Source organism: Mycolicibacterium houstonense, from assembly GCF_900078665.2.
GTDB classification, from domain to species: domain Bacteria; phylum Actinomycetota; class Actinomycetes; order Mycobacteriales; family Mycobacteriaceae; genus Mycobacterium; species Mycobacterium houstonense.
Genome location: NZ_LT546207.1, coordinates 3,929,542 through 3,949,935, shown reverse-complemented (window position 1 = coordinate 3,949,935; position 20,394 = coordinate 3,929,542). Strand labels below are relative to the sequence as shown.

Annotated in this window: 22 protein-coding genes and 1 pseudogene; 8 read left to right on the top strand and 15 right to left on the bottom strand. The window is 67.2% G+C overall.

Features of this window, described 5'->3' with window-relative positions:
• Positions 1-53 precede the first annotated feature (53 nt).
• Positions 54-3,092 (bottom strand): MMPL family transporter, encoded by a 3,039-nt coding sequence (locus BN4332_RS19715; RefSeq protein WP_066900845.1) that lies wholly within the window; start codon positions 3,090-3,092, stop codon positions 54-56.
• An 85-nt stretch (positions 3,093-3,177) separates the two neighbouring features.
• On the opposite strand from BN4332_RS19715, the gene BN4332_RS19710 reads away from it, so the two are divergent.
• The 6 genes and pseudogenes from BN4332_RS19710 to BN4332_RS19680 form a co-directional block, all read left to right on the top strand.
• A complete protein-coding gene (locus BN4332_RS19710) occupies positions 3,178-3,744 on the top strand; it encodes a TetR/AcrR family transcriptional regulator (protein WP_066900828.1) in 567 nt (188 codons plus the stop codon).
• A gap of 45 nt (positions 3,745-3,789) precedes the next feature.
• On the top strand, positions 3,790-5,310 hold the full coding sequence (gene fadD4, locus BN4332_RS19705) for a fatty-acid--CoA ligase FadD4 (RefSeq protein WP_066900826.1): 1,521 nt from the start codon (positions 3,790-3,792) through the stop codon (positions 5,308-5,310).
• On the top strand, positions 5,307-6,191 hold the full coding sequence (locus BN4332_RS19700) for an enoyl-CoA hydratase/isomerase family protein (protein WP_066900824.1): 885 nt from the start codon (positions 5,307-5,309) through the stop codon (positions 6,189-6,191). The genes fadD4 and BN4332_RS19700 overlap by 4 nt, the downstream gene beginning before the upstream one ends.
• Positions 6,192-6,262: 71 nt before the next feature.
• The gene (locus BN4332_RS19695) at positions 6,263-7,156 is read left to right on the top strand and encodes a hotdog family protein (RefSeq protein ID WP_235654288.1); all 894 of its coding nucleotides are present in this window, start codon (positions 6,263-6,265) and stop codon (positions 7,154-7,156) included.
• A gap of 499 nt (positions 7,157-7,655) precedes the next feature.
• Complete coding sequence (locus BN4332_RS19685) at positions 7,656-8,804, top strand: MFS transporter (RefSeq protein ID WP_066900815.1); 1,149 nt, start codon at positions 7,656-7,658, stop codon at positions 8,802-8,804.
• A pseudogene (locus BN4332_RS19680) lies at positions 8,776-9,474 on the top strand (aminotransferase class I/II-fold pyridoxal phosphate-dependent enzyme); the annotation flags it as partial. The gene BN4332_RS19685 and the pseudogene BN4332_RS19680, both read left to right, overlap by 29 nt.
• Positions 9,475-9,612: 138 nt before the next feature.
• Here BN4332_RS19680 and BN4332_RS19675 read toward each other — a convergent pair.
• From BN4332_RS19675 to BN4332_RS19660, 4 genes are all read right to left on the bottom strand, one after another.
• Positions 9,613-10,161, bottom strand: a complete 549-nt coding sequence (locus tag BN4332_RS19675; RefSeq protein WP_036432564.1) for a hypothetical protein — start codon at positions 10,159-10,161, stop codon at positions 9,613-9,615.
• Between the two features lie 54 nt (positions 10,162-10,215).
• The gene (locus BN4332_RS19670; RefSeq protein WP_036432566.1) at positions 10,216-10,851 is read right to left on the bottom strand and encodes a class I SAM-dependent methyltransferase; all 636 of its coding nucleotides are present in this window, start codon (positions 10,849-10,851) and stop codon (positions 10,216-10,218) included.
• 20 nt (positions 10,852-10,871) lie between these two features.
• Entirely contained in the window at positions 10,872-11,483 is a 612-nt protein-coding gene (locus tag BN4332_RS19665) for a methyltransferase family protein (RefSeq protein WP_036432568.1), read from the bottom strand.
• An 81-nt stretch (positions 11,484-11,564) separates the two neighbouring features.
• A complete protein-coding gene (locus BN4332_RS19660; protein WP_036432571.1) occupies positions 11,565-12,227 on the bottom strand; it encodes a DsbA family protein in 663 nt (220 codons plus the stop codon).
• Between the two features lie 101 nt (positions 12,228-12,328).
• Between BN4332_RS19660 and BN4332_RS19655 the strand changes: the two genes are divergently transcribed.
• Together BN4332_RS19655 and BN4332_RS19650 are read left to right on the top strand one after the other, a co-directional pair.
• A complete protein-coding gene (locus tag BN4332_RS19655; RefSeq protein ID WP_047036712.1) occupies positions 12,329-12,700 on the top strand; it encodes an ArsR/SmtB family transcription factor in 372 nt (123 codons plus the stop codon).
• Positions 12,697-14,673: a heavy metal translocating P-type ATPase gene (locus BN4332_RS19650; protein ID WP_036432573.1), complete on the top strand. Its 1,977-nt coding sequence runs from the start codon at positions 12,697-12,699 to the stop codon at positions 14,671-14,673. The genes BN4332_RS19655 and BN4332_RS19650 overlap by 4 nt, the downstream gene beginning before the upstream one ends.
• A 598-nt stretch (positions 14,674-15,271) precedes the next feature.
• On the opposite strand, the gene BN4332_RS19640 is transcribed toward BN4332_RS19650, so the two are convergent.
• The 10 genes from BN4332_RS19640 to BN4332_RS19595 form a co-directional block, all read right to left on the bottom strand.
• Positions 15,272-15,637 carry a SpoIIAA family protein gene (locus BN4332_RS19640; RefSeq protein ID WP_036432576.1) on the bottom strand — a complete coding sequence of 122 codons (366 nt, stop codon included), beginning with the start codon at positions 15,635-15,637 and terminating at the stop codon, positions 15,272-15,274.
• Positions 15,638-15,660: 23 nt separating this feature from the next.
• Positions 15,661-15,993, bottom strand: a complete 333-nt coding sequence (locus BN4332_RS19635) for a YnfA family protein (RefSeq protein WP_036432578.1) — start codon at positions 15,991-15,993, stop codon at positions 15,661-15,663.
• A 10-nt stretch (positions 15,994-16,003) separates the two neighbouring features.
• Positions 16,004-16,336: a hypothetical protein gene (locus tag BN4332_RS19630; protein ID WP_036432580.1), complete on the bottom strand. Its 333-nt coding sequence runs from the start codon at positions 16,334-16,336 to the stop codon at positions 16,004-16,006.
• Positions 16,323-16,775 carry a MerR family transcriptional regulator gene (locus BN4332_RS19625; protein WP_066900813.1) on the bottom strand — a complete coding sequence of 151 codons (453 nt, stop codon included), beginning with the start codon at positions 16,773-16,775 and terminating at the stop codon, positions 16,323-16,325. The genes BN4332_RS19630 and BN4332_RS19625 overlap by 14 nt, the downstream gene beginning before the upstream one ends.
• Positions 16,772-17,044 (bottom strand): hypothetical protein, encoded by a 273-nt coding sequence (locus tag BN4332_RS19620; RefSeq protein ID WP_235654147.1) that lies wholly within the window; start codon positions 17,042-17,044, stop codon positions 16,772-16,774. Before BN4332_RS19620 ends, BN4332_RS19625 begins: the two co-directional genes overlap by 4 nt.
• 145 nt (positions 17,045-17,189) lie before the next feature.
• The gene (locus BN4332_RS19615) at positions 17,190-17,648 is read right to left on the bottom strand and encodes an arsenate-mycothiol transferase ArsC (RefSeq protein WP_036432587.1); all 459 of its coding nucleotides are present in this window, start codon (positions 17,646-17,648) and stop codon (positions 17,190-17,192) included.
• Positions 17,649-17,675: 27 nt separating this feature from the next.
• Positions 17,676-18,344 (bottom strand): arsenate reductase ArsC, encoded by a 669-nt coding sequence (locus BN4332_RS19610; RefSeq protein ID WP_036432590.1) that lies wholly within the window; start codon positions 18,342-18,344, stop codon positions 17,676-17,678.
• Positions 18,337-19,455, bottom strand: coding sequence for an ACR3 family arsenite efflux transporter (arsB, locus tag BN4332_RS19605; protein WP_036432593.1), 1,119 nt, complete (start codon positions 19,453-19,455; stop codon positions 18,337-18,339). Before arsB ends, BN4332_RS19610 begins: the two co-directional genes overlap by 8 nt.
• Complete coding sequence (locus BN4332_RS19600) at positions 19,452-19,832, bottom strand: ArsR/SmtB family transcription factor (protein WP_066900811.1); 381 nt, start codon at positions 19,830-19,832, stop codon at positions 19,452-19,454. The genes arsB and BN4332_RS19600 overlap by 4 nt, the downstream gene beginning before the upstream one ends.
• 42 nt (positions 19,833-19,874) lie before the next feature.
• Complete coding sequence (locus BN4332_RS19595; RefSeq protein WP_036432600.1) at positions 19,875-20,387, bottom strand: DinB family protein; 513 nt, start codon at positions 20,385-20,387, stop codon at positions 19,875-19,877.
• Between the last annotated feature and the right edge of the window lie 7 nt (positions 20,388-20,394).

The following is a 20,394-nucleotide window of genomic DNA, read 5'->3' as shown; positions in this document are numbered from 1 at the left end:
ACGCGCACCCTCGTCGATGACGAGGGTGCGCGTTTGCGTAGGGGGACAAGGCATCACGCCCGGGCCGGCCACCACATGCGCTCGCCCAGCAGGCTCATCGCGGCGGGTACCAGGTAGGTCCGTACCACGGTGATGTCGAGCAGCAGGCCGAGGCCGATGGTGGACCCGATCTGCACCAGGTTCAGCACCGTCCCGCTCATCAGGGCGAACATGGTGATCGCGAAAACCACTCCGGCAGTGGTGATCACGCTGCCGGTGCTGCCGAACCCCCGGATGATGCCGCTGATCACCCCGCTGTGGGATTCCTCGCGGATGCGGGAGGCGAACAGCATGCTGTAGTCGGCACCGACGGCGACCAGCGCCATGAACGACACCGGGAACACCGACCAGTCCAGACTGATGCCGATCAGGTGTTGCCAGATCAGGGTGGACATTCCCGCGGCCGCTCCGAATGACAGCACGACCGCGGCGATCATCAGGACCGGCGCGACCACGCTGCGCAGCATCACGATGAGCACCAGCAGCACGGCCACCACTGCCACGGCACCGAAAAGTGCGAAGTCCCTCCAGGTTTGGTCGATATGGCGTTGGGACAGTGAGGCCAGGCCGGTCGATTCGATCTGTGCGTGCTCCAGCACGGTGCCCGTCGCGGCGTTGTTGGCCGCGGCGATGACGTCGGGCACCGCGCCCATCGCCTCCGCCCCGTACGGATTGACCGACCAGACCACCATCATCCGGGCGCTGCGGCCGTCCGGGGAGATCAGCAGTTGTTCGCCTGCGGTGAAGCGGCGGTCGGTGCGGCCCTCCTCTGGCAGGTAGAAGCCCCGCCCGGCGCCGCTGCTGGTGTCGGCGGACAGTCGGTGCAGGAAGTCGGAAGCGCGGTCGAGCCCCGCGCTGAGCTCGGTGGTCAGCGTGACCATCGTGTCCGTGCCGGCCTTGACCTGCCCCAGGCCCGCGGTCAGGCGGCCCAGACCGGTTGTCAATTGGTTGATCCCGGCGATCAGCCGGTTCAGCTCCTGCCGCGTCTGCTCCGGGGACCGGGTGCCGAGCTGATCGAGCATGGCCCGTAAGCCCTTGATGCCGGCGCGTAGGTCGGGCAGGGTCTCGAGCGCGGTGGTCACCGGTCCTTCGGGTACCAGTGGTGCGGCGAGGGTCAATCCGTTGATCGCCAGCAGGGCCCGCCCCTCGGTGGCCGCGTTGAGTTCGGCGAAGGCCTGTCGGGCGCGCATGCACGAACTGTCCGCCGCGCAGGCTGCCGACGGTTGGGCGCCGGTGAGCGGATCGAACACCGCATGCAGGGCGGCCGTGGGCGCGGCCAATCGTTCTCGGGCCGAATCGACTTCATCGACCACCTGGCCGAGGGCGTCGGTGGCGTTGGAGATGCTGCGCACCGCCGTCGTCACATCCAGCGATCCGCCGGAGAGGCCGGCGACCACGCGATCGGCGGATTCCAGCGTGCTGAGCAGGTTGCGCGCCAGCTCGACCAGAGTCCGGGCGCCGGTGGTGAGTTCGGGCAGCCTGGCGGCCGCGTCGGCGGAGCCGTCGTGCAATTGCGTGACGCCGGAGGCGAGACGTTTCAGCTGGGGGATGGCCTGCTCGACGCGATCATGGGCGTCGTCCAGTCCGTCGCCCACTTGCGCGGTCTGTGATCCGATCGCGGTCTCGGGCAGCGGTTTTCCCTCAGGGCGGGTGATCGAGCGGACGTAGGCGACCTCCGGAAGGTTGCCGATCGACATGGCGATCAGGTCCAGCGCGGCCAGATCGTTGGTGTTGCGCATGTCGTGGTCGGCCCGGATGGTGACGAACTCCGGAGCCGCCTCGTTGACGCCCCAATGCCGGTAGACGGCTTCGTATCCCCGCTTGCTGTCGGTGGCGCGCAGTTGCATGGCGTTCTCGTCGATGTTCGGCTCGAAGGTGAGCAGCGCCGAGCTCATCGCGAGTAGGAATGCCAGTGACGCGGCGACGAGGGCCGGTGCCCGGCGGATGATGGCCACGCCGCGTTTGCGCCAGCGGCGTTCGTCGAGCGGCCGGGGCTCGGCGTATCCGCGCCGGCCCCACAGCGCCATGATCGCGGGTGTGAGCGTCAGGCTGACCGCCGTGGTGATCGCGATGGACAACGCGATGGGCGGTCCCGCGGTCCGGAACATCCCGATCTCGGTGAATATCATGGCCATTCCGGCACCCGCGATGGTGAGCGCGGAGGCGATGACGATACCGGCGGTGTGGGCGCCGGACCGCTCGACCGCGTCGTCGATGCCGAGCCCGCGCCGTCGGCCTTCGTGGTAGTTGGCCAGCAGGAAGATCCCGTAGTCGGTACCGGCGCCGAGCACCATCGCGGTCACCAGGGCGATGGTGAAGTTCGACACCGTCAGCAGCTCGTTGCCGCCCAGCCAGGAGATCACCGGCCGTGCTACCGCGAGTGAGACGCCAACGGTGAGAAGAGGAATCATCGCGGTCAGCAGCGACCGGTACACCATGAGCAGCAGCAGCGTGATCAGCACCACCGAGACCACGGTGATGATGGCCAGCGAGGTGTCGATGGCGGAGAACAGATCCGACAGGGTCGGCGCGGCGCCGGTGAAATGCACGTCGAGCCCCGGCGGCCTTGGGAGGGCCTCGACGGCGGCGCGGACGTTCTCGGTGGACCGGTGCGCCCGGGTGGAGCCGACGTCACCGGTGGTCGCGACGATCAGGTGGATGGCCTTGCCGTCGGGGCTCAGGCCGGTTCCTTCCAGCCCGGGTGTGCCGTACGTGTCGAGCACGTAGGCGACGTCGTCGGTGTCGGCGACCAGCCGCGCCACCAGGTCGCGGTAGTACGCGGTGTCGGCCGCGTCGAGCACCCGGTCGCTGGACACCACGATGCTGCCGATCGCGGTGGTGTCGGGAACGCCGAAGTCGCGGGACATCTGCCGCAGGGTTTCGGTCGTCGGGCTCTCCGGGGTGAACGGCGCGGAGTGCTCGGCCACTGTGCGCTCCAGCTGCGGGATGGTCAGGTTGAGCGCGCCGGCCACGGCCAGCCAGACCCCCAGAACCAGCCACGCATGCTTCGCGCAGACCCGGGTGAGTTTGCCGAAGATCGCCAGGTTGTGCATTTCGGCATCGTAGACCAATCGGTCTATGGATGGCCGACTAGGATGGACCAACCGGTCTATTCGCTGATGGAGAGGGGTTGCGGCAGTGGCGGGCCCGCGCGAGCGTCTCATTCGGAGCGCCATCGAGCTGATGCGTGAGTACGGCGTGCACGCGACCGGCCTGAGCGACCTGCTTGAGCGCAGCAACACCGCCCGGGGATCGATCTACCAGCACTTTCCGGCGGGAAAAACCGAACTGATGGAGCAGGCGACGCTGGAGGCCGGCCGCATCATCACCGCCAAGATCCAAGAACTGACGCAGGTATTGCCGGCCGAGGCGGTGATCGACGCGTTCATCGACGGCTGGAAGCAGAATCTGACGGACAGCTCGTTCGCGGCTGGCTGTCCCATCATGGCCGCTGCCCAGGCCGCCCCGGATGCGCTGGCAGTCCGCGAGGCGTCGGCGAAGGTATTTGCTGACTGGGCCAGGGTGATCGCCGAGTCGATCGAATCCAAGGGCGTTGACGCCGCCACCGCGGCCTCGCTCGGCAGCTTCATCGTCAGCTCGTTGGAAGGCGCCATCATCCAGTGCCGGAGTGCCAGATCGCTGCAACCCCTCGACGATGCCAAGACCGGCCTGATGCTGCTGCTGCGGCGGGTAGGTGCTGACTGACCAGCCACTTGACACCTGTCAAGTGGCGCCGGTTACAGTGCCCTCATGCAGATCCGCGAGCATGCCGAGGCCAACCCCGAGAAGCCGGCGATCATCCTCCACCCGTCGGGCACCGTCGTCACCTTCGGCGAGCTCGAAGCCCGCGCGAATCAGCTCGCCCACTACTTCCGCCGGCGCGGCCTGCAAGAAGGTGACGTGGTCGCGATTCTCATGGAGAACAACGAGCACATCCACGCGGTGATGTGGGCGGCACGGCGCAGCGGGCTGTACTACGTGCCGATCAACACGCATCTGACCCCGGCCGAGGCCGCCTACATCATCGACAACAGCGCGGCCAAGGTGATCGTCGGGTCCGCCGCGCTCAAGGACGTGCTGAGCGGTCTGGACAAGGAACTGCCCAACGGCCTGCCCGCGACTCTGCTCATTGCCGACGGCGAACTGGAGGGCTGGCAGCGCTATCCCGAGGCCGTCGAGGACCTGCCCACCACGCCGATCGACGACGAGCTGGACGGGGATCTGCTGCAGTACTCGTCGGGCACGACGGGTCGCCCCAAGGGCATCAAGCGGGAGTTGCCGCACGTGCCGCCGTCGGAAACTCCCGGATTGATGGCGGCACTCGTCGGGTTCTGGATGCAGCCCGATTCGGTGTATCTCAGCCCCGCGCCGCTGTATCACACCGCGCCATCGGTGTGGTCCATGCAGACCCATGCCGCCGGTATCACCACTGTGGTGCTGGAGAAGTTCGACGCCGAAGGCTGCCTGGAGGCGATCCAGAAGCACAGGGTCACCCAGGGGCAGTTCGTTCCGGTGATGTTCACCCGGATGCTGAAATTGCCTGAAAGCGTGCGTAATTCGTACGATCTGTCCAGCCTGCGCCGCGTCATGCACGCCGCGGCCCCGTGCCCGGTGGAGATCAAGAAGCAGATGATCGACTGGTGGGGTCCGATCGTCGACGAGTACTACGCCTCCTCGGAGGCCATCGGTGCCACGGTGATCTTCGCCGAGGACTGGCTGACCCACCCGGGATCGGTCGGCAAGCCGATGAACGGTGTCGTGCACATCCTCGACGAGGACGGCAAGGAGCTGCCACCAGGTGCGGCCGGTGAGATCTTCTTCGAGGGCGGCGCCGATTTCGAATACCTCAACGACGCCGAGAAAACCGCCTCCTCACGTGACTCCCACGGCTGGAAGACGGTGGGGGACATCGGATATCTCGATGACGACGGCTACCTCTACCTCACCGACCGGCGCCATCACATGATCATCTCGGGCGGGGTGAACATCTACCCGCAGGAAGCCGAGAACATGCTCGTCGTCCACCCGAAGGTGATGGACGCCGCGGTGTTCGGCATCCCGGACGACGAGATGGGGCAGAGCGTCAAAGGTGTGGTGCAGACCGTGGACCCGGCCGATGCGACGCCTGAGTTCGCCGAAGAGCTCCTCGGCTGGCTGCGCGAGCGCCTGACCCACTACAAGTGCCCGCGGACCATCTCGTTCGAGGCCGAGCTGCCCCGCACCGACACCGGCAAGCTGTACAAGCAGGGGCTGATAAACAAGTACTCGTGACCACCGTCGAGCTGCCCGCGGGTATCCGGGTCGGGATCGAGACCCCGACCGATGCCGCGACGTTCACGCTGACCGAGCGGCCCGACGCGGACCGGCGCACCGTCACCGTCGCCTCGATCGAGCGGGCCCTCGACGAACTCACCGAACGCTGCCGGACGTGGCCCCAGGCCGCGGCGGTGTGCGACGACGTGTTGCGCAGCGTCGATGTGCAGGCACCCGCATTCGGCGGGGTGATCACCGAATCCCTGGCCTATTCGACGCTGCAGTCGGGCGGCGAGTTCGCCCGGTGGCTGGCCGAACGGGGACCGGCCGGCGCACCGCAGCTGCCCGACCCGGTGCAGGCCCGCCGCGAGGGCAACACCCCGCATGTCCGGTTCAACCGGCCGCAGCGGCACAACGCGTTCTCGACCGACGCCAGGGCCGCGCTGCTGGAAGCCCTCGAAGTGGCCCGGCTGGATCCATCGGTCGACGAGGTGGTGCTCGGCGGCAACGGCCGATCATTCTGCAGCGGTGGCGATCTGGCCGAATTCGGCTCGTTCGCCGACCCGTCGAGCGCCCACGTCGCCCGCACCCGCCACAGCCCCGCCCTGGTCCTCGACGAGATCACCCGGCGACTGGGGCCACGTTGCCGCGCCGAGGTGCACGGCCAGGTACTCGGCAGCGGACTGGAGATGGCCTGCTTCTGCGGGTGGGTCAGCTGTCATCCCGACGCCACCCTCGGCCTGCCGGAGCTGGCCCTCGGACTGATACCCGGAGCGGGCGGCACGGTGAGCATCACCCGGCGTATCGGCCGGTGGCGCACCGCCTACCTCATCCTGTCCGGGCACACCATCGATGCGGCCACGGCGCTGGCGTGGGGCCTGGTCGACGAGGTGGCATAGTGCCAGGTGTGACGGGTGGTCCCTACTTCGACGATCTGGCAGTCGGCCAGGTGTTCGACACCGCGCCCTCGATGACCCTGACCGCGGGCGCGGCCGCGACGCACCAGGCGATTCTCGGTGACCGGTTGCGGCTGCCGCTGGACGCCGAACTGTCCGCGGCGGTGACTGGGGAGCCGGGCCCGCTGGCCCACCCCGCACTGGTCTGCGACATCGCGATCGGGCAGAGCACGCTGGTGACGCAACGGGTGAAGGCCAACCTGTTCTACCGGGGGCTGGCGTTCCACCGCTGCCCGGTGATCGGCGATACGTTGTTCACGCGCACCGAAGTGGTTGGCCTCAAGCAGAATTCGACGAAACCCACCGGCTTGGCCGCGCTGCGGATGACCACGGTGGACCAGAAGGAACGCAAGGTTCTCGACTTCTACCGCTGTGCGATGCTGCCGCTGTCCGACGGTGCCGGGAACACCGGCCATGCCGACGACCTGTCGGCGATCGGTGCCGACGCCACCGCCCCGGATCCGACGGCCGGCTGGGATGCCGACGCCTACCGCGCCCGGGTGCCCGGCCCGCACTTCGACCCGAGCCTGGCCGGTACGGTGCTCCGCAGTACTGCCGACGTGGTGAGCAGTGCTCCTGAACTGGCCCGGCTGACCCTCAATATCGCGGCCACCCACCATGATCGGCGAGCCGGTGGAACGCGGCTGGTGTACGGCGGGCACACCATCGGACTGGCGCTGGCTCAGGCCACCCGGTTGCTGCCGAACCTGGTCACGGTGCTGGGCTGGGAGTCCTGCGACCACACCGGGCCGGTGCACGAGGGCGACACCCTGTTCAGTGAGCTGCACGTGGAATCGGCCGACGGCGGCGTGCTGCGGCTGCGTTCGCTGGTCTATGCGGCCGGTGAGCACGACGGCGACCCCGACCGACAGGTGCTGGACTGGCGGTTCAGCGCGTTGCAGTTCTGATGACCCCGCTGGCGATACCCAGTGGCCTGCTGCGGCAGGTCCAACTGGTCGCCGACGATTTCGCCGCGCACACCGGCGTGACCGTCGACCCCGTCGAGATCCTCACCGGGCGGGCGGCGATCTCGGACCTCGCGCCCCAGGGACAGCTCTCGGCAGGCGGGGCCACCCGGCTGCTGGCCACCGCCGACGGCTGGTGCGCCCTCACCCTCTCCCCCCGCGATGACATCGCCATGATTCCCGCCCCGCTGCAGCAGGATTCGGCGCCCCACNCCGAACGCATAACGGGCCGGCGCGCGCTGACCCTGTTCCTGGGCAGCGCCGAGAACCCCACCTGCGCCCGGCGGATCGCCCCCGGCCAGCCCGGTGACCTGTGCGTGCTGACGGCCTCCCCGCAGCGCGTGGTCGAGGAGCTCGACGCCGATCTGGTGGCTGCCACCGTCGTCGGCGGTGCGGTGGTGTTTCAGCGGTGAGCCGGTCGGGGATCTGGCGGGTACCTGGCATGCCCGCGTTGTTGGCCTGTGCCGCACTGGGATTCACGGGATTCTCACTGCTGTTGCCGGCGGCCCCGATGTGGGCGGTGCACATCGGCGCCGACAACCTGGGCGCCGGCGTGGTCAACAGCGTGCTGATGCTGTGCACAGTCGTCGCGCAGCTGCTGGTCGGCCAATTGCTGCGCCGAGCCGGTTGGGGCATCACCCTGGCTTCCGGGTTGGTGCTGCTGGGCGCGCCGGCGGTCCTGCACCCGCTCACCGCCTCGCTGTGGCAGGTGCTGCTCCTCGCGGCGTTGCGAGGCTTGGGCTTCGGTGTGCTGACCGTGTGCGGGGTTCGCGGTATCGCCGCGCTGATCCCGCAGGAGCGGCGCGGGCGCGCGATCGGCGCCTACGGGCTCGCCATCGCGGCGCCGCAGTTCGTCTGCACTCCGCTGGCGCCATGGCTGGCCGAGCACGTGGGATATCAACTGGTGTTCGTACTGGCCGCCGCCCCGTTGCTGGCGGTGCCATTGGCGTTCACCCGCCCGGCGCCGCACTTGGCCGAGGAGCCGGGCACGGGTCGGCTTTCGGGGATCAGCGGGCTGGTGCTCCCGATCTCCGCACTGGTGGTGATCACCGCGGCCGGCGGCGGCATCCTCACGTTCGCACCGCAACTGGGTGGCACCGCCACCGCATTCGCCGGGCTGTTGGGCATGACGGGGACAGCGGCTCTGGCCCGGTGGCTGATCGGGGGTGTCGCCGACCGTCACGGTCCGGCCCCGTTCATCGCCCCCATGCTCGGCATCGGCGCGGTCGGTCTGGCGGGGATCGCGATCGGGATAAGCCTGGGTGAGGTCATGGGCGCCGCACTGGTGATCTTGGGCTGCGTGGTGGTCGGCACGGCCTACGGCGCGTTGCAGAACCTCACGCTGGTGCATGCCTTCACCGCCACCGGCAGAAGCGGCGATCAGGTGGGCCACGGGGCGGTCAGTGTGGTGTGGAACGTCGGTTTCGACGCCGGCACCGGTCTGGGGTCGCTCGCGGTCGGTGCGCTGGCCACCTCGTTTTCGTTCCCGACGGCATTCGCGGTGATGACCGCCGCGTGTGTGGGCGTGGCGATGATGTGGGTATTCCCCCGTCATGACGGGTATGGACCAGAGCGAGACGCCGCTGCTTGACGCGCTGCACGCGTACCACAACTCCAACCGCTACGGATTCTCGCCGCCGGGGCACCGGCAGGGCCGCGGGGTCGATCAACGTGTGCTCAACGTGCTGGGACGGGAGCCGTTCTTCAGCGATGTGCTGGCCAGCGGGGGCCTCGACGACCGGCAGATGAACAACGGCTACCTCAAGCGCACCGAGGACCTGATGGCCGAGGCCGTGGGGGCCAAGGTGGCGTGGTTCTCCACGTGCGGCAGTTCGCTGTCGGTCAAGGCCGCCATGATGGCGGTCGCCGGGTGCGACGGCAGCCTGCTGCTGAGCCGCGACAGTCACAAGTCGGTGGTGGCCGGTCTGATCTTCTCGGGCCTGGTGCCACGCTGGATCACCCCGCAGTGGGATGCCGAACGTCACCTCTCGCACCCGCCGTCGCCGCAGCAGGTCGAAGAGGCCTGGCAGCGGCACCCAGACGCCGCGGCCGCCTTGATCGTCAGTCCCAGCCCCTACGGGACCTGCGCCGACATCGAGGGCATCGCCGCGGTCTGCCACGCCCGAGGCAAGCCGCTGATCGTCGACGAGGCGTGGGGCGCTCACCTGCCGTTCCACGAAGACCTGCCCACCTGGGCGATGAACGCCGGCGCCGACGTGTGCGTGGTGAGCGTGCACAAGATGGGCGCCGGTTTCGAGCAGTTATCTGGGGTCAGATTCTGATGTTTACTGTTGTTCCCGCTGAGGCGATCTGATCTAGTCGGGCCTGATCGGAAACAGGTTAGGCTGTTGGTGTTTCCGGTTAGGGGTTGGTTGGTGCGTTCTGGTTGACGCGACGATTCAGGAGCCCATCATTCCGCGGCCGCCCATCATCGGGCCCATCATGGCGGGCATGCCGTCGGTGACGAAGCCGGTGACTTCGTGTGCGTGGGCGCGGATGGTGTTGGTGAGCTCGGGGTCGGAGGAGGTCTCGGTGGCGATAACTCCGTTAGGTGTCAGTGTGATTCGCCGCTGGTAGTCGGTTGCATGGCGGAACAGGGTGGGCAGGCTTTGACTCATGCAGCTCACTTCGGCGCCTTGGTCGAGATGCTGATACATCGAGGAGACGTGGGCGTGCAGTTGCGCGACGAGATCGGGGGCGTCGGATTCGGTGGTGGTACGGATGCCTCCGGGGATGTTTTCCACGGTGCGGCGCAGTTCGGTGTGGCGGGCGAACATGGTCATGTAGCGATCCATGTCGGTGCCGGAGACTCCGCCCATCATGCCGGGACCGTTGGCGTTCCCGGTGGGCATGCGAATACTGTTGGTGCGCAACAGGTATCCCAGTGCGGCGATCGCCCCTGCCCCACTGAGTAGGGCAAGTGCGGCGCGTCTGGTGAATTCGGTCATGTGCGGCTGCTTTCGTGATGGTGTCCCGCTCGGACCCCTTGGCTGCAGGGCAGGTCAGGTGGCAGGGGTTTTGTGGGCGACGACGCGTTCGACGAGGCCGAGTGTGAACCGCTCACGATGGTCGATCGCGAGGTCGGTCGCGGCCCGCAGGTGCTCTAGGGGGCGACGTAGGAAGTGTTCGCCGCCGAGGGGAATGGTGAATAGTTCGAGGCCCCGCTGCACGGCTCGGACTGGGGCGGTGCTGCTGCGGATGTGGTCGACGAGGATGAGTTTTCCGCCGGGGCGCAGGACTCGGGTCATTTCGGTGAGGGCTTGGGTGTGGTCGGGGATGGCGCAGAGCCCGAAGGTGCAGACGACGGTGTCGAAGCTGGCATCGTCGAACGGCAGGTGATGCGCGTCGGCTTGTTGCAGGGTGGCGGGGTGACCGAGGTCGGCGGCGCGTTGGCGGGCGATGTCGAGCATCTGCTGGCTCCAGTCGATCCCGGTCAGGGTGACGTTCTCGGGGTAGAAGGCAAGGTTGAGTCCGGTGCCGATCGCGACCTCCAGGACGTCGCCGGTGGCTTGGCTGCAGACCCATTGGCGGGAGTCGCCGAACAGGTGGCGGTCGAAGAACCCGATCTCACGGTCATAGGTGCGAGATTTCTTGTCCCAGTACCGGTTCCAGCGGGCGGTGCGATCATCGGTGGGCATGGTTCACCTCGCGTCGGCGGTCAGACGGTCAGGCGGCGTCCGATGTAGGGAACGAACCGGCCGACAGCCCCACAGTAGTCCCGGTAGGCCTGGCCGTGGATGGTGTTGAGGTAGGGCTCTTCGACCACTCGTACCTGCAGTTCGATCGTGGCCCACAAGACGGCGAAGGCGGCCAGGGCAAGCGGGTTTGGGGTGATCAGGGTGATGCCGGCGGCGAAGATCAGCATGGCGGTGAAGATGGGGTTGCGTACCAGCGCGAACACGCCGTGGCGCACCAATGTGGTTGTTTCGCTGGGGTCCACTCCGATGCGCCACGATGGGCCCATGTCGCGTTGGGCGTGGACGGTGGCGGCGATCCCGGCGACGGCCAGCACTATGCCGGTGGTCTGGATCCACGGCGCATCAAGCACGGCCATCGGGGTGAGGATGTCGAGCAGTTGCAGCAGGGGCGCGGCCGCCCCGGCGAGGATGGCGGCGATGAATCCGACACCGGCCAACCATTGCAGCGACCCGGGCCGACCGTGGATGCCGCGGAATCCGGTGGATCCGGTGTGGCGGTATTGGGTCCAACTGCGCCAGCCGAACCCTAAGACGGCAAAGATCACGTAGAAGATGAGCGCGGTGGCGGGCATGGGTGAAACCTCCTGGCCGGGACTGGGATAGGTGCCGATGTGGAGATGGGCGTTAAAGCCGATGGACGTGGGACGGCGCGGTTAGTTCTCGGCGAGCGCTTGATCAAGGGCCTTGGCGAGGTCTTCATAGCTGTGCGGTTGGATGCGGGTGCCGTTGAGGAAAAACGTCGGCGTGCCCTGCACCCCCAAGGCCCGGCCGTCGGCCATGTCGAGCCGGATGCGCTCCAGCGTGGCGGGATCGGCGTAGGCCGCGTCGAAAGCGGCCATATCCAGGCCGAGTTCTGCTGCGAATCCACGGAATACGTCATCGGCCGGGGTTTGCTTTTCACCCCACTGAGCCTGGGTGTCATACATTTTGCGATACACCGCCTCCAGCTGGCCCTGCTGGGCGGCGGCTTCCACGGCCCGGGCGGCCCGCTCGGCGTTGACGTGCGCTGGCAGCGGGAAGTGGCGGATCACGAAATTCACCCGGTCCCCGTATTCAGCCCGCAACTTTTCGATCTCCGGGTAAACCGCGCGGCAACCCTCACATTCGAAGTCGAGAAACTCCACGAACGTCACCTTGCTCTCAGGCACCGAGTTGAGCCGGTGACTGTTCTCCCGCACCACCTGCCCGATCTCGCTGGTATCGGACTGCGCTGGGGCGGTCGAGTCACGGTCGCGCACCGACAGGTAGACCAGCGCACCGATCGCCATCGCGGCGATGACGAACGCGGTGAGCAACATGCGGCTGGCGCGCGCCATTCAGATACCTCTTTCGTGGGATCGGCGGCTATATCGCATGGCATCGATGTTGGCGAGGTTGACCGATCAATAGCATTGGACGCTATCATCGTTATGTGGCGATGAAAAGTGGTTCGGTCGATCCCGCGGTGTGCGGGAATGTGGATGCGGCGACGGCGTTGTTTCACAGCCTCTCGGATGCGACCCGGTTGGCGATCCTGCGCCGCCTGGCGGGTGGTGAGGCCCGGGTGGTGGATCTGACGGGCGAGTTGGGGTTGGCGCAGTCGACGGTGTCGGCGCATCTGGCCTGCCTGCGTGACTGCGGGTTGGTGGATTTCCGGCCGCAGGGCCGCGCCTCGGTGTATCGGCTGGCCCGCCCGGAGCTGCTGGAGATGTTGCGCGCGGCCGAGGCGGTGCTGGAGGCCACCGGCAACGCGGTGGCGTTGTGCCCCAACTACGGCCTCCCCGATCAGCGGAAGAAGGTTGCTCGATGAGTGAGGCGTGTGGCTGCGGCAGCGACGAACGTAGCGACGACGAGCACGAACCCGAACGGCTCTGGGAGATCACCGAACTGCGCGCCGCCGCGGTGGCGGGTGTGGTGCTGCTGGCCGGGTATGTGGTCGGCGGGGCCGGCGGGCCCCGCCCGGTCGAAATCGGGTTGTATGCGCTGGCGTTGGCGATCGGGGCCTACACGTTCGTGCCCTCGACGCTGCGCCGGCTGACCCAAGGCAAGATCGGGGTCGGCACGCTGATGACGATCGCCGCGGTCGGCGCAGTGATCCTCGGCGAGGTCGGCGAGGCCGCCATGCTGGCGTTCCTGTTCTCCATCAGCGAAGGTCTCGAAGAATACTCGCTGGCCCGCACCCGCCGCGGCCTGCGCGCCCTGTTGTCGCTGGTGCCCGATGAGGCCACCGTCCTGCGCGACGGCGCCGAAACCATCATCCCGCCAAGCGAATTGCGGGTGGGTGACCGGATGCTGGTCAAACCCGGTGAACGCGTCGCCACCGACGGGGTCATCGTCTCAGGCCGTACCGCGCTGGATGTTTCGGCGATCACCGGCGAATCCGTGCCGGTGGAGGCCGGGCCCGGTGATGAGGTGTTCGCCGGGTCGATCAACGGCACCGGGGTGCTCGAGGTCGAGGTCACCAGCAGCGCCGCCGACAACTCGCTGGCCCGCATTGTGGCCATCGTGGAGGCCGAGCAGTCCCGCAAGGGCGAAGCCCAGCGCCTGGCCGACCGCATCGCCAAACCCCTGGTCCCGACGATCATGATCGCCGGCGTCCTCATCGCGGCCATCGGCAGCGTGTTGGGTGATCCGCTGGTGTGGATCGAACGCGCCCTGGTGGTGCTGGTGGCGGCCTCCCCATGCGCGCTGGCGATCTCGGTGCCGGTCACCGTGGTCGCCGCGATCGGCGCGGCCAGCAAGCTCGGCGTCCTGGTCAAGGGCGGCGCGGCGCTGGAAGCCCTGGGCGCGGTCCGCACCGTGGCGCTGGATAAGACCGGCACATTGACTGCCAACAAGCCCACCGTCATCGACGTCGCCACCACCAACGGCGCCACCCGCGAGCATGTGCTGGAGGTCGCGGCGGCGTTGGAGGCCCGCAGCGAACACCCCCTGGCTGCAGCGATCCTCGCCGCCGCCGAGGGCCCGGTCCGACCCGCCGAGGAGGTGGAGGCGGTCACCGGCGCCGGCCTCACCGGGTATCGCGACGGCCGCCGGTTGCGGCTCGGTCGGCCCGGCTGGCTCGATCCCGGCCCGCTGGCCGAACAGGTCGCCAAGATGCAGGCCGCCGGGGCGACCGCGGTGCTGGTCGAAGACAACGGTCAGGTCATTGGGGCGGTCGCGGTGCGTGACGAACTACGGCCCGAAGCCGCCCGGGTCGTCGAGGCGTTACGCCGTGGGGGTTATCAGGTGGCGATGCTGACCGGTGACAACCAAGCGACCGCGACCGCCCTGGCCAAGCAGGTGGGGATCGATACGGTGCATGCTGATCTGCGGCCCGAAGACAAGGCCGCGCTGATTAGTCAACTGCGCCAACATTCCTCGACGGCCATGGTCGGTGACGGCGTCAACGACGCCCCCGCCCTGGCCACCGCAGACCTCGGCATCGCCATGGGCGCAATGGGCACCGACGTGGCGATCGAAACCGCCGACGTCGCCCTCATGGGTGAAGACCTGCGCCACCTCACCCAAGCCTTCGCCCACGCCCGCCGTGCCCGGCGCATCATGCTGCAAAACGTCGGCCTCTCACTGGGCCTGATCACGGTACTCATTCCGCTCGCCCTCACCGGGATGCTGGGGTTGGCCGCGGTCGTCGCCGTGCACGAACTCGCCGAAATCGTCGTCATCGCCAACGGGGTCCGCGCCGGACGCACCAAACCCCTCCGGGGCGCCATCATCGAAACCGGAACCGACTCCCACCGGCTGGCACACACCCGCACCCAGGAAACCACGACAGCCAGTTGAACTCGGGGCGCAACAGGATCACGTCACAGCCAAGAGGGGTCGGCCGAGCAACGGGGTGAAACCCCGGATCGATCAGGTCAACGGTGTCGCACTCCGCAGCGCCGCCAGCACGCGATCCCTGGTCGGAAGGTCCAATCGGCATGCATCAGCTGCCAACTCAGTGCCCGGCTTCATGATATCCACACCATCAACGAGCACCGTCGGCGATGGATATGCACCGACCCTTTCCACCACCACATCGTCAGCGATACCCACCTCAGACAGACACTCGGCGAGCAAGCGCCGAGCCGCCGCCGCATTCGGACACCCCGGGCTCGTGAGAAGCTCCACACGCATACATCCAGCTTCGCTCAACCCGCGCGAGTTCTGCACGCCTCCAGGCGGGGCCAACTGACACCGCCCAGGCGGAGCCAATTTAGGTTGACATAGGCACGGTGCACGAAATCGTCGTCATCGCCAACGGTGTGCGCGCCGGACGCACCACACCACTGGCCGCTGGTGCCACGACCGAAGCGCCGACGGCGGCTGCAACGCACACATAGGCCCACCACCAGTGGTGGCGCTGCTGGCTGACGCTGGCCTGACCGCTCAGCGGGCGCTATGCGCGAAGCCAGTCCCATGCGGGTTCGAGTTGATCGCGTGGAAACGTCTTCAGTTGACCGCGGATGAGCAGTGCCGCGGGTATTTTGACGCACCATTCTTCCCATTTCGGGGCGCCCAGCATGGCGATCTTGTCGAAGTGACGTCGATGTTTGAGGTCGAAGATCGTGTTGGCCCAGGCCGCGGGAAGGGTCCAGCCTTCAAAGGATTCGTCGATCAGGATCAGCACCCGCAACGTGGTGTACTGCTCCAGAAGGGAGTCGATTCGTGGGCCGAGCACGTCGCGGTAGGTTTGCCGGTTCAGCTTGCCGCTGAACCGGATTCCGACGACATTGCCGGTGCTGCAGGACAGGAACTCGATCACAGCATGCCCCTCCTGGGGAAGTGTCAGTGCGCGCGTGGGCCGTACATGATCACGGCGACGCCGGCCAGGCAGACCAGGGCGCCGATGATGTCCCAGCGGTCGGGTCGAAACCCGTCCAGCGCCATGCCCCAGGCCAGTGAGCCGGCGACGAACACGCCGCCGTAGGCGGCCAGGATCCGGCCGAAATGCGCATCCGGCTGCAGGGTGGCGACAAACCCGTAGATTCCGAGTGCGATGACGCCGAGCCCGGCCCATAGCCAGCCGCGTTGCTCGCGCACACCTTGCCAGATCAGCCACGCGCCTCCGATTTCGGCGACCGCGGCCAACACGAACAACAGGATTGAACGGATCACCATGGTGATGACCCTAGGAGACCTGGCCGGGCACTGGGGCCGCTGCCGGCTGTGATCGTCGGCACCGGCAACTGGTGTTCGTGTTCGGACGAGTGCACTGGCAGGTGTCGGCTCCGCGTCGGCGGTAGGCGCGGATCTGTGACACGACCACCCCGACGACTCCGACGGCGATGAGCGCGAATCCGAGTGGCTCTAGCCACCGGGAACCGACGAGCAGCATGCCACCGCCGGCGATGCCGGCCGCGGCCAGCAGTGGCACGACCACACAGCAGCCCACACATGCCAGCGCCCCGACGCCGATCGATGCCCACCACGCCTTGCGGGCGCGGTCGTCAGCAGCAGCCACCGGTGCCGCCTTTCGTCTCGTTGTCGGGTTCTGCGGTGAATGGTATTGGGCAGCAGGGGCTTTCGGCGCAGGCGAGGAGGTCGTCACAGCCCGCGGCGAGCGCAGCACGCAGCGTGTCGCGCACGGCGGTAAGTTCGGCGAGCTTCTGGTCGACCTCGGCCAGTTTGGTGGCCGCCCGGGTGTGTAGTCCGGCCTCGGAGCGGCTACCGAGTCGGGTGGCGGCCAACAGGTCGGCGACTTCGTCGAGGGTGAAGCCCAACCGTTGCGCGGCCTTGATCACCCGCATCATGGTCACGGTTTCCGGTGGGTATAGGCGGTGTCCACCCAGTGATCGCTGCGGCTGGCGCAGCAGGCCGCGTCGCTCGTAGTAGCGCAGCGTCTCGGTGTTGACCCCGGCTGCGGCCGCGACCTGCCCGCTGCGCAATCCGCTGTCGCTCACCGCGTCTGCCCCGTCGTCATGTCACCGATCCGCTGTGCGAGGGCGTCGAGCACGTCGGTGTGCGACGGGGGAACGCCGATGCTTATCACCACATCCGAACCGGCCGTGTCGAAGTCGAAGCGGAAAAACGAGCAGCAGCCGACTTCGCGTGCCGCCAGGTCGCGGGCAGCGGCCTCGGCGTCGGCGGCCAGCACAAGATCCAACCGTGTGGCACTCACCCGTACCGACCGCAGCACCGATTGACCGAATAGCCCGTCGAACTCGGCCACCCGCAACGGCCGATCAACCGTGGGTAACGAGCACGAATCGGGCACCCAACCCGTAGTTTCCTCGCTGGCCATACGTCGACGATAAACCCGTACCTAGGTACGGAATGCAACCCTCAATCGGTGGCGAACGGCAGCGGGGTGGCCCTCAACCGTCTCGGCGGTCGGATTGTGTTGACTGGCCGGCGGGTGGTGCGGCCGCGGTGGACAAGTTGGCGGCCAGGGCCTGGACGCGCGTGGTGATGTCGTCGCGGATGATTCGCATGCGGTCGATGCCGTCGATGCCGCGCAGGGAGGGTTCGTCGGTGTCCCACCGTTGGATGGTGGTGCCGGGATGGTCCTCGAGTTGGGCTTGGGTGCCGACGATGACGACCAGATCGGCCTCGTCGAGCATCTGCTCGGTGAGTTGGGTGGGCTGATGGTCGCTGATGTCGACGCCGACTTCGGCCAATGCCTGCACCGATTGTTGGTTGACTGCACCCTTGGCGTGGGTGCCCGCCGAGGTCACGCGGATGTGCGGGCCGGCGATCTGCCGCATGAGCCCGGCGGCCATCACCGACTTGCCGGCGTTACTGACGCAGACGAACAACACGGATCTGTCGGCCATATCGGTGTTTTCCTTGGGTTTTCGCGATTAGCGGGTGATGGGCACGTTCAGATCGGTCAGGAGTCGGTGGATGCGTTCTTCGATGTCGTCGCGGATCGGGCGGACCGCGTCGAGGCCTTGGCCGGCGGGGTCGGGGAGTTCCCAGTTTTCGTAGCGTTTTCCGGGGAAGATGGGGCAGGCGTCGCCGCAGCCCATGGTGATGACGACGTCGGCGGCTTGCACGATTTCGTCGGTCCAGGGTTTGGGGTATTCGCCGGTGATGTCGATCCCGACTTCGTGCATGGCCTCGATGGCGGCGGGGTTGATCTCGTTGCCGGGTTCTGACCCTCCGGACCAGGCGATCGCGTTGTCGCCGGCCAGGTGGGTGAAGAAGCCGAGGGCCATCTGGGAGCGGCCGGCGTTGTGGGTGCATAGGAACAGGACGGTCGGTTTGCCGTCGCTGATCTTGCCTTCCACCCGGGCCAGGGCGTGGAGGCGCTGGCGGGCGAACCGTTCGGCCAGCAGCGGCAGGAAGTTGGGAATGGTGGCGCGGCCGGCGAACTGGTCGTAGGACGAGCAGAGGAACCGTTCGATGGTTTCGGTGCCGAAGGTGCCGTCGAACTCGCCGTGCAGACGGCTCGCCGCGGTTTTCAGGGCGAGTTGTTGGTCGATGGAGAGGTCGTGGCGCAGTTGGTGGGTGACGGGGCTGTCAGTCATCGGCTGGTTCCGTTCTCGTCGTCGAGCCGGTGGGCAGGTGTTGGGAGGTGTGGTGGCTGAACCGATTACGTAGCGCCAGCGAGACGTAGACCAATCCGACCAGGACCGGGACTTCGATGAGCGGGCCGACGACCCCGGCCAGCGCTTGGCCGGAGGTGGCGCCGTAGGTGGCGATCGCCACGGCGATGGCCAGTTCGAAGTTGTTGCCGGCGGCGGTGAACGCCAGGGTGGTGGTGCGCTCATAACCCAGATCCAACAGCGTGCCGAGCAGGTAGCCCCCGCCCCACATGACGGCGAAGTACGCCAACAGAGGTAGGGCGATGCGGGCGACGTCCCAGGGTTGGTGGGTGATCTGATCGCCTTGCAGGGCAAAGAGAATCACGATGGTGAACAGCAGACCGTAGAGGGCCCATGGGCCGATCGTCGGTAGGAACTTGGCCTCATACCAGTCGCGGCCCTTGGTTTTCTCGCCGATGCGGCGGGACAGGTAGCCGGCCAATAGCGGGATGCCGAGGAAGATGAGTACGGATTTGGCGATCTGCCACGGTGAGGTGTCGATGGTGGTTTGTTCCAGGCCGAGCCAGCCGGGCAACACCGACAAGTAGAACCAGCCCAGCACGGCGAACATGATGACTTGGAAGATCGAGTTGAGCGCGACGAGGACGGCGGCGGCTTCGCGGTCTCCGCAGGCCAGGTCGTTCCAGATGATGACCATGGCGATGCAGCGGGCCAGTCCGACGATGATCAGGCCGGTGCGGTATTCGGGCAGGTCGGGCAGTAGCAGCCAGGCGAGTGCGAACATCAGCGCGGGTCCGAGCACCCAGTTCAGGACCAGTGAGGAGAGCAGGAGTTTGCGGTCGCCGGTGACGGTGTCGAGGCGGTCGTAGCGGACTTTCGCCAGCACCGGATACATCATGATCAACAGGCCCAGGGCGATCGGCAGCGAAATCCCGTCGATCTGAACCTTTTCCAGAGCGGTGTTCAGGCCGGGGATCCAGCGGCCCAGCAGCAGCCCTGCGACCATGGCCGCGCCGATCCATAAGGGCAGGAACCGGTCGAGGGTGGAGAGCTTGCCGACGACCGCTGGAGGGGATGTGGTGGTGTCGGTCATGCCGATACTCCCGCCACGGTGTGGGCGGTGGTCGCGCCGAGGAGCACGGCCAGGCTGGCCAGCGCTTCGGGCACCACGGCGTAATACACCCACGACGCCCGGCGCTGCGAGGTCAGCAATCCAGCGTCCCGCAGCACTTTGAGGTGATGGCTGATGGTCGGCTGGGAGACTTCCAGCCCGGGTGAGATGTCACAGACGCAGGCCTCGCTGCCGGCGTGGCTGGCGATCGCCGAGAACAGCTGCAGCCGCACCGGATCGGCCAGCGCCTTGAGCTTGACCGCCATATCCGCCGCCACCGCCGCCGATATGGGTTCGTGCAGCAGGGCGCCCGGAGCGCAACACACTTGATCGGCCAACATCTCCCGGGACTTCGACATACATCGATATTGACAGCTATCGAATCAGATGGCAAATGAACGTCAGGTGAAGATGAGCTGGGCCGCGTGGAAGTCGAAATGGCGCCCTGGGTAGCGGTAGACGTCTTCGAGCGTCATGTAATCGGAGAAGAACGGATCCCATCCCGGCGGGAAGTGCATGCCGCGGCGCAGGGAGTCGTCGGTTTCTCGGGCGAGTCGTTGTTGCAGCGCGGCGATGACCCGGTCGAGTTTGGCGCCCATCCTGACCCGGTTGTAAACCAGGGCGGCGGCACACGATCCGTAGTAGTTGACGTGATGAAACGGCGTGGTCGCGGCGTTGAGCACCCGGGCGTAGGTGACGCTGACGCGGTCAGGCAGTCGGCCCATCACCCGCACCAGGGGCAGCAGTCGCTGCACGACCATGTAGCCGAACACCATGTGGAACAGCAATTGCTCGTTGGTCCAACGGGTTCCGCGCGTCGGGGCGCCCCAGTCGTCGGGGCCGGCGGCCGCCAGTAGCTGGTGAAACGTGACACGCGCGCGCTCCAGATCGGCAGCGATGGCGTCGCGGTCCATGCCCCGA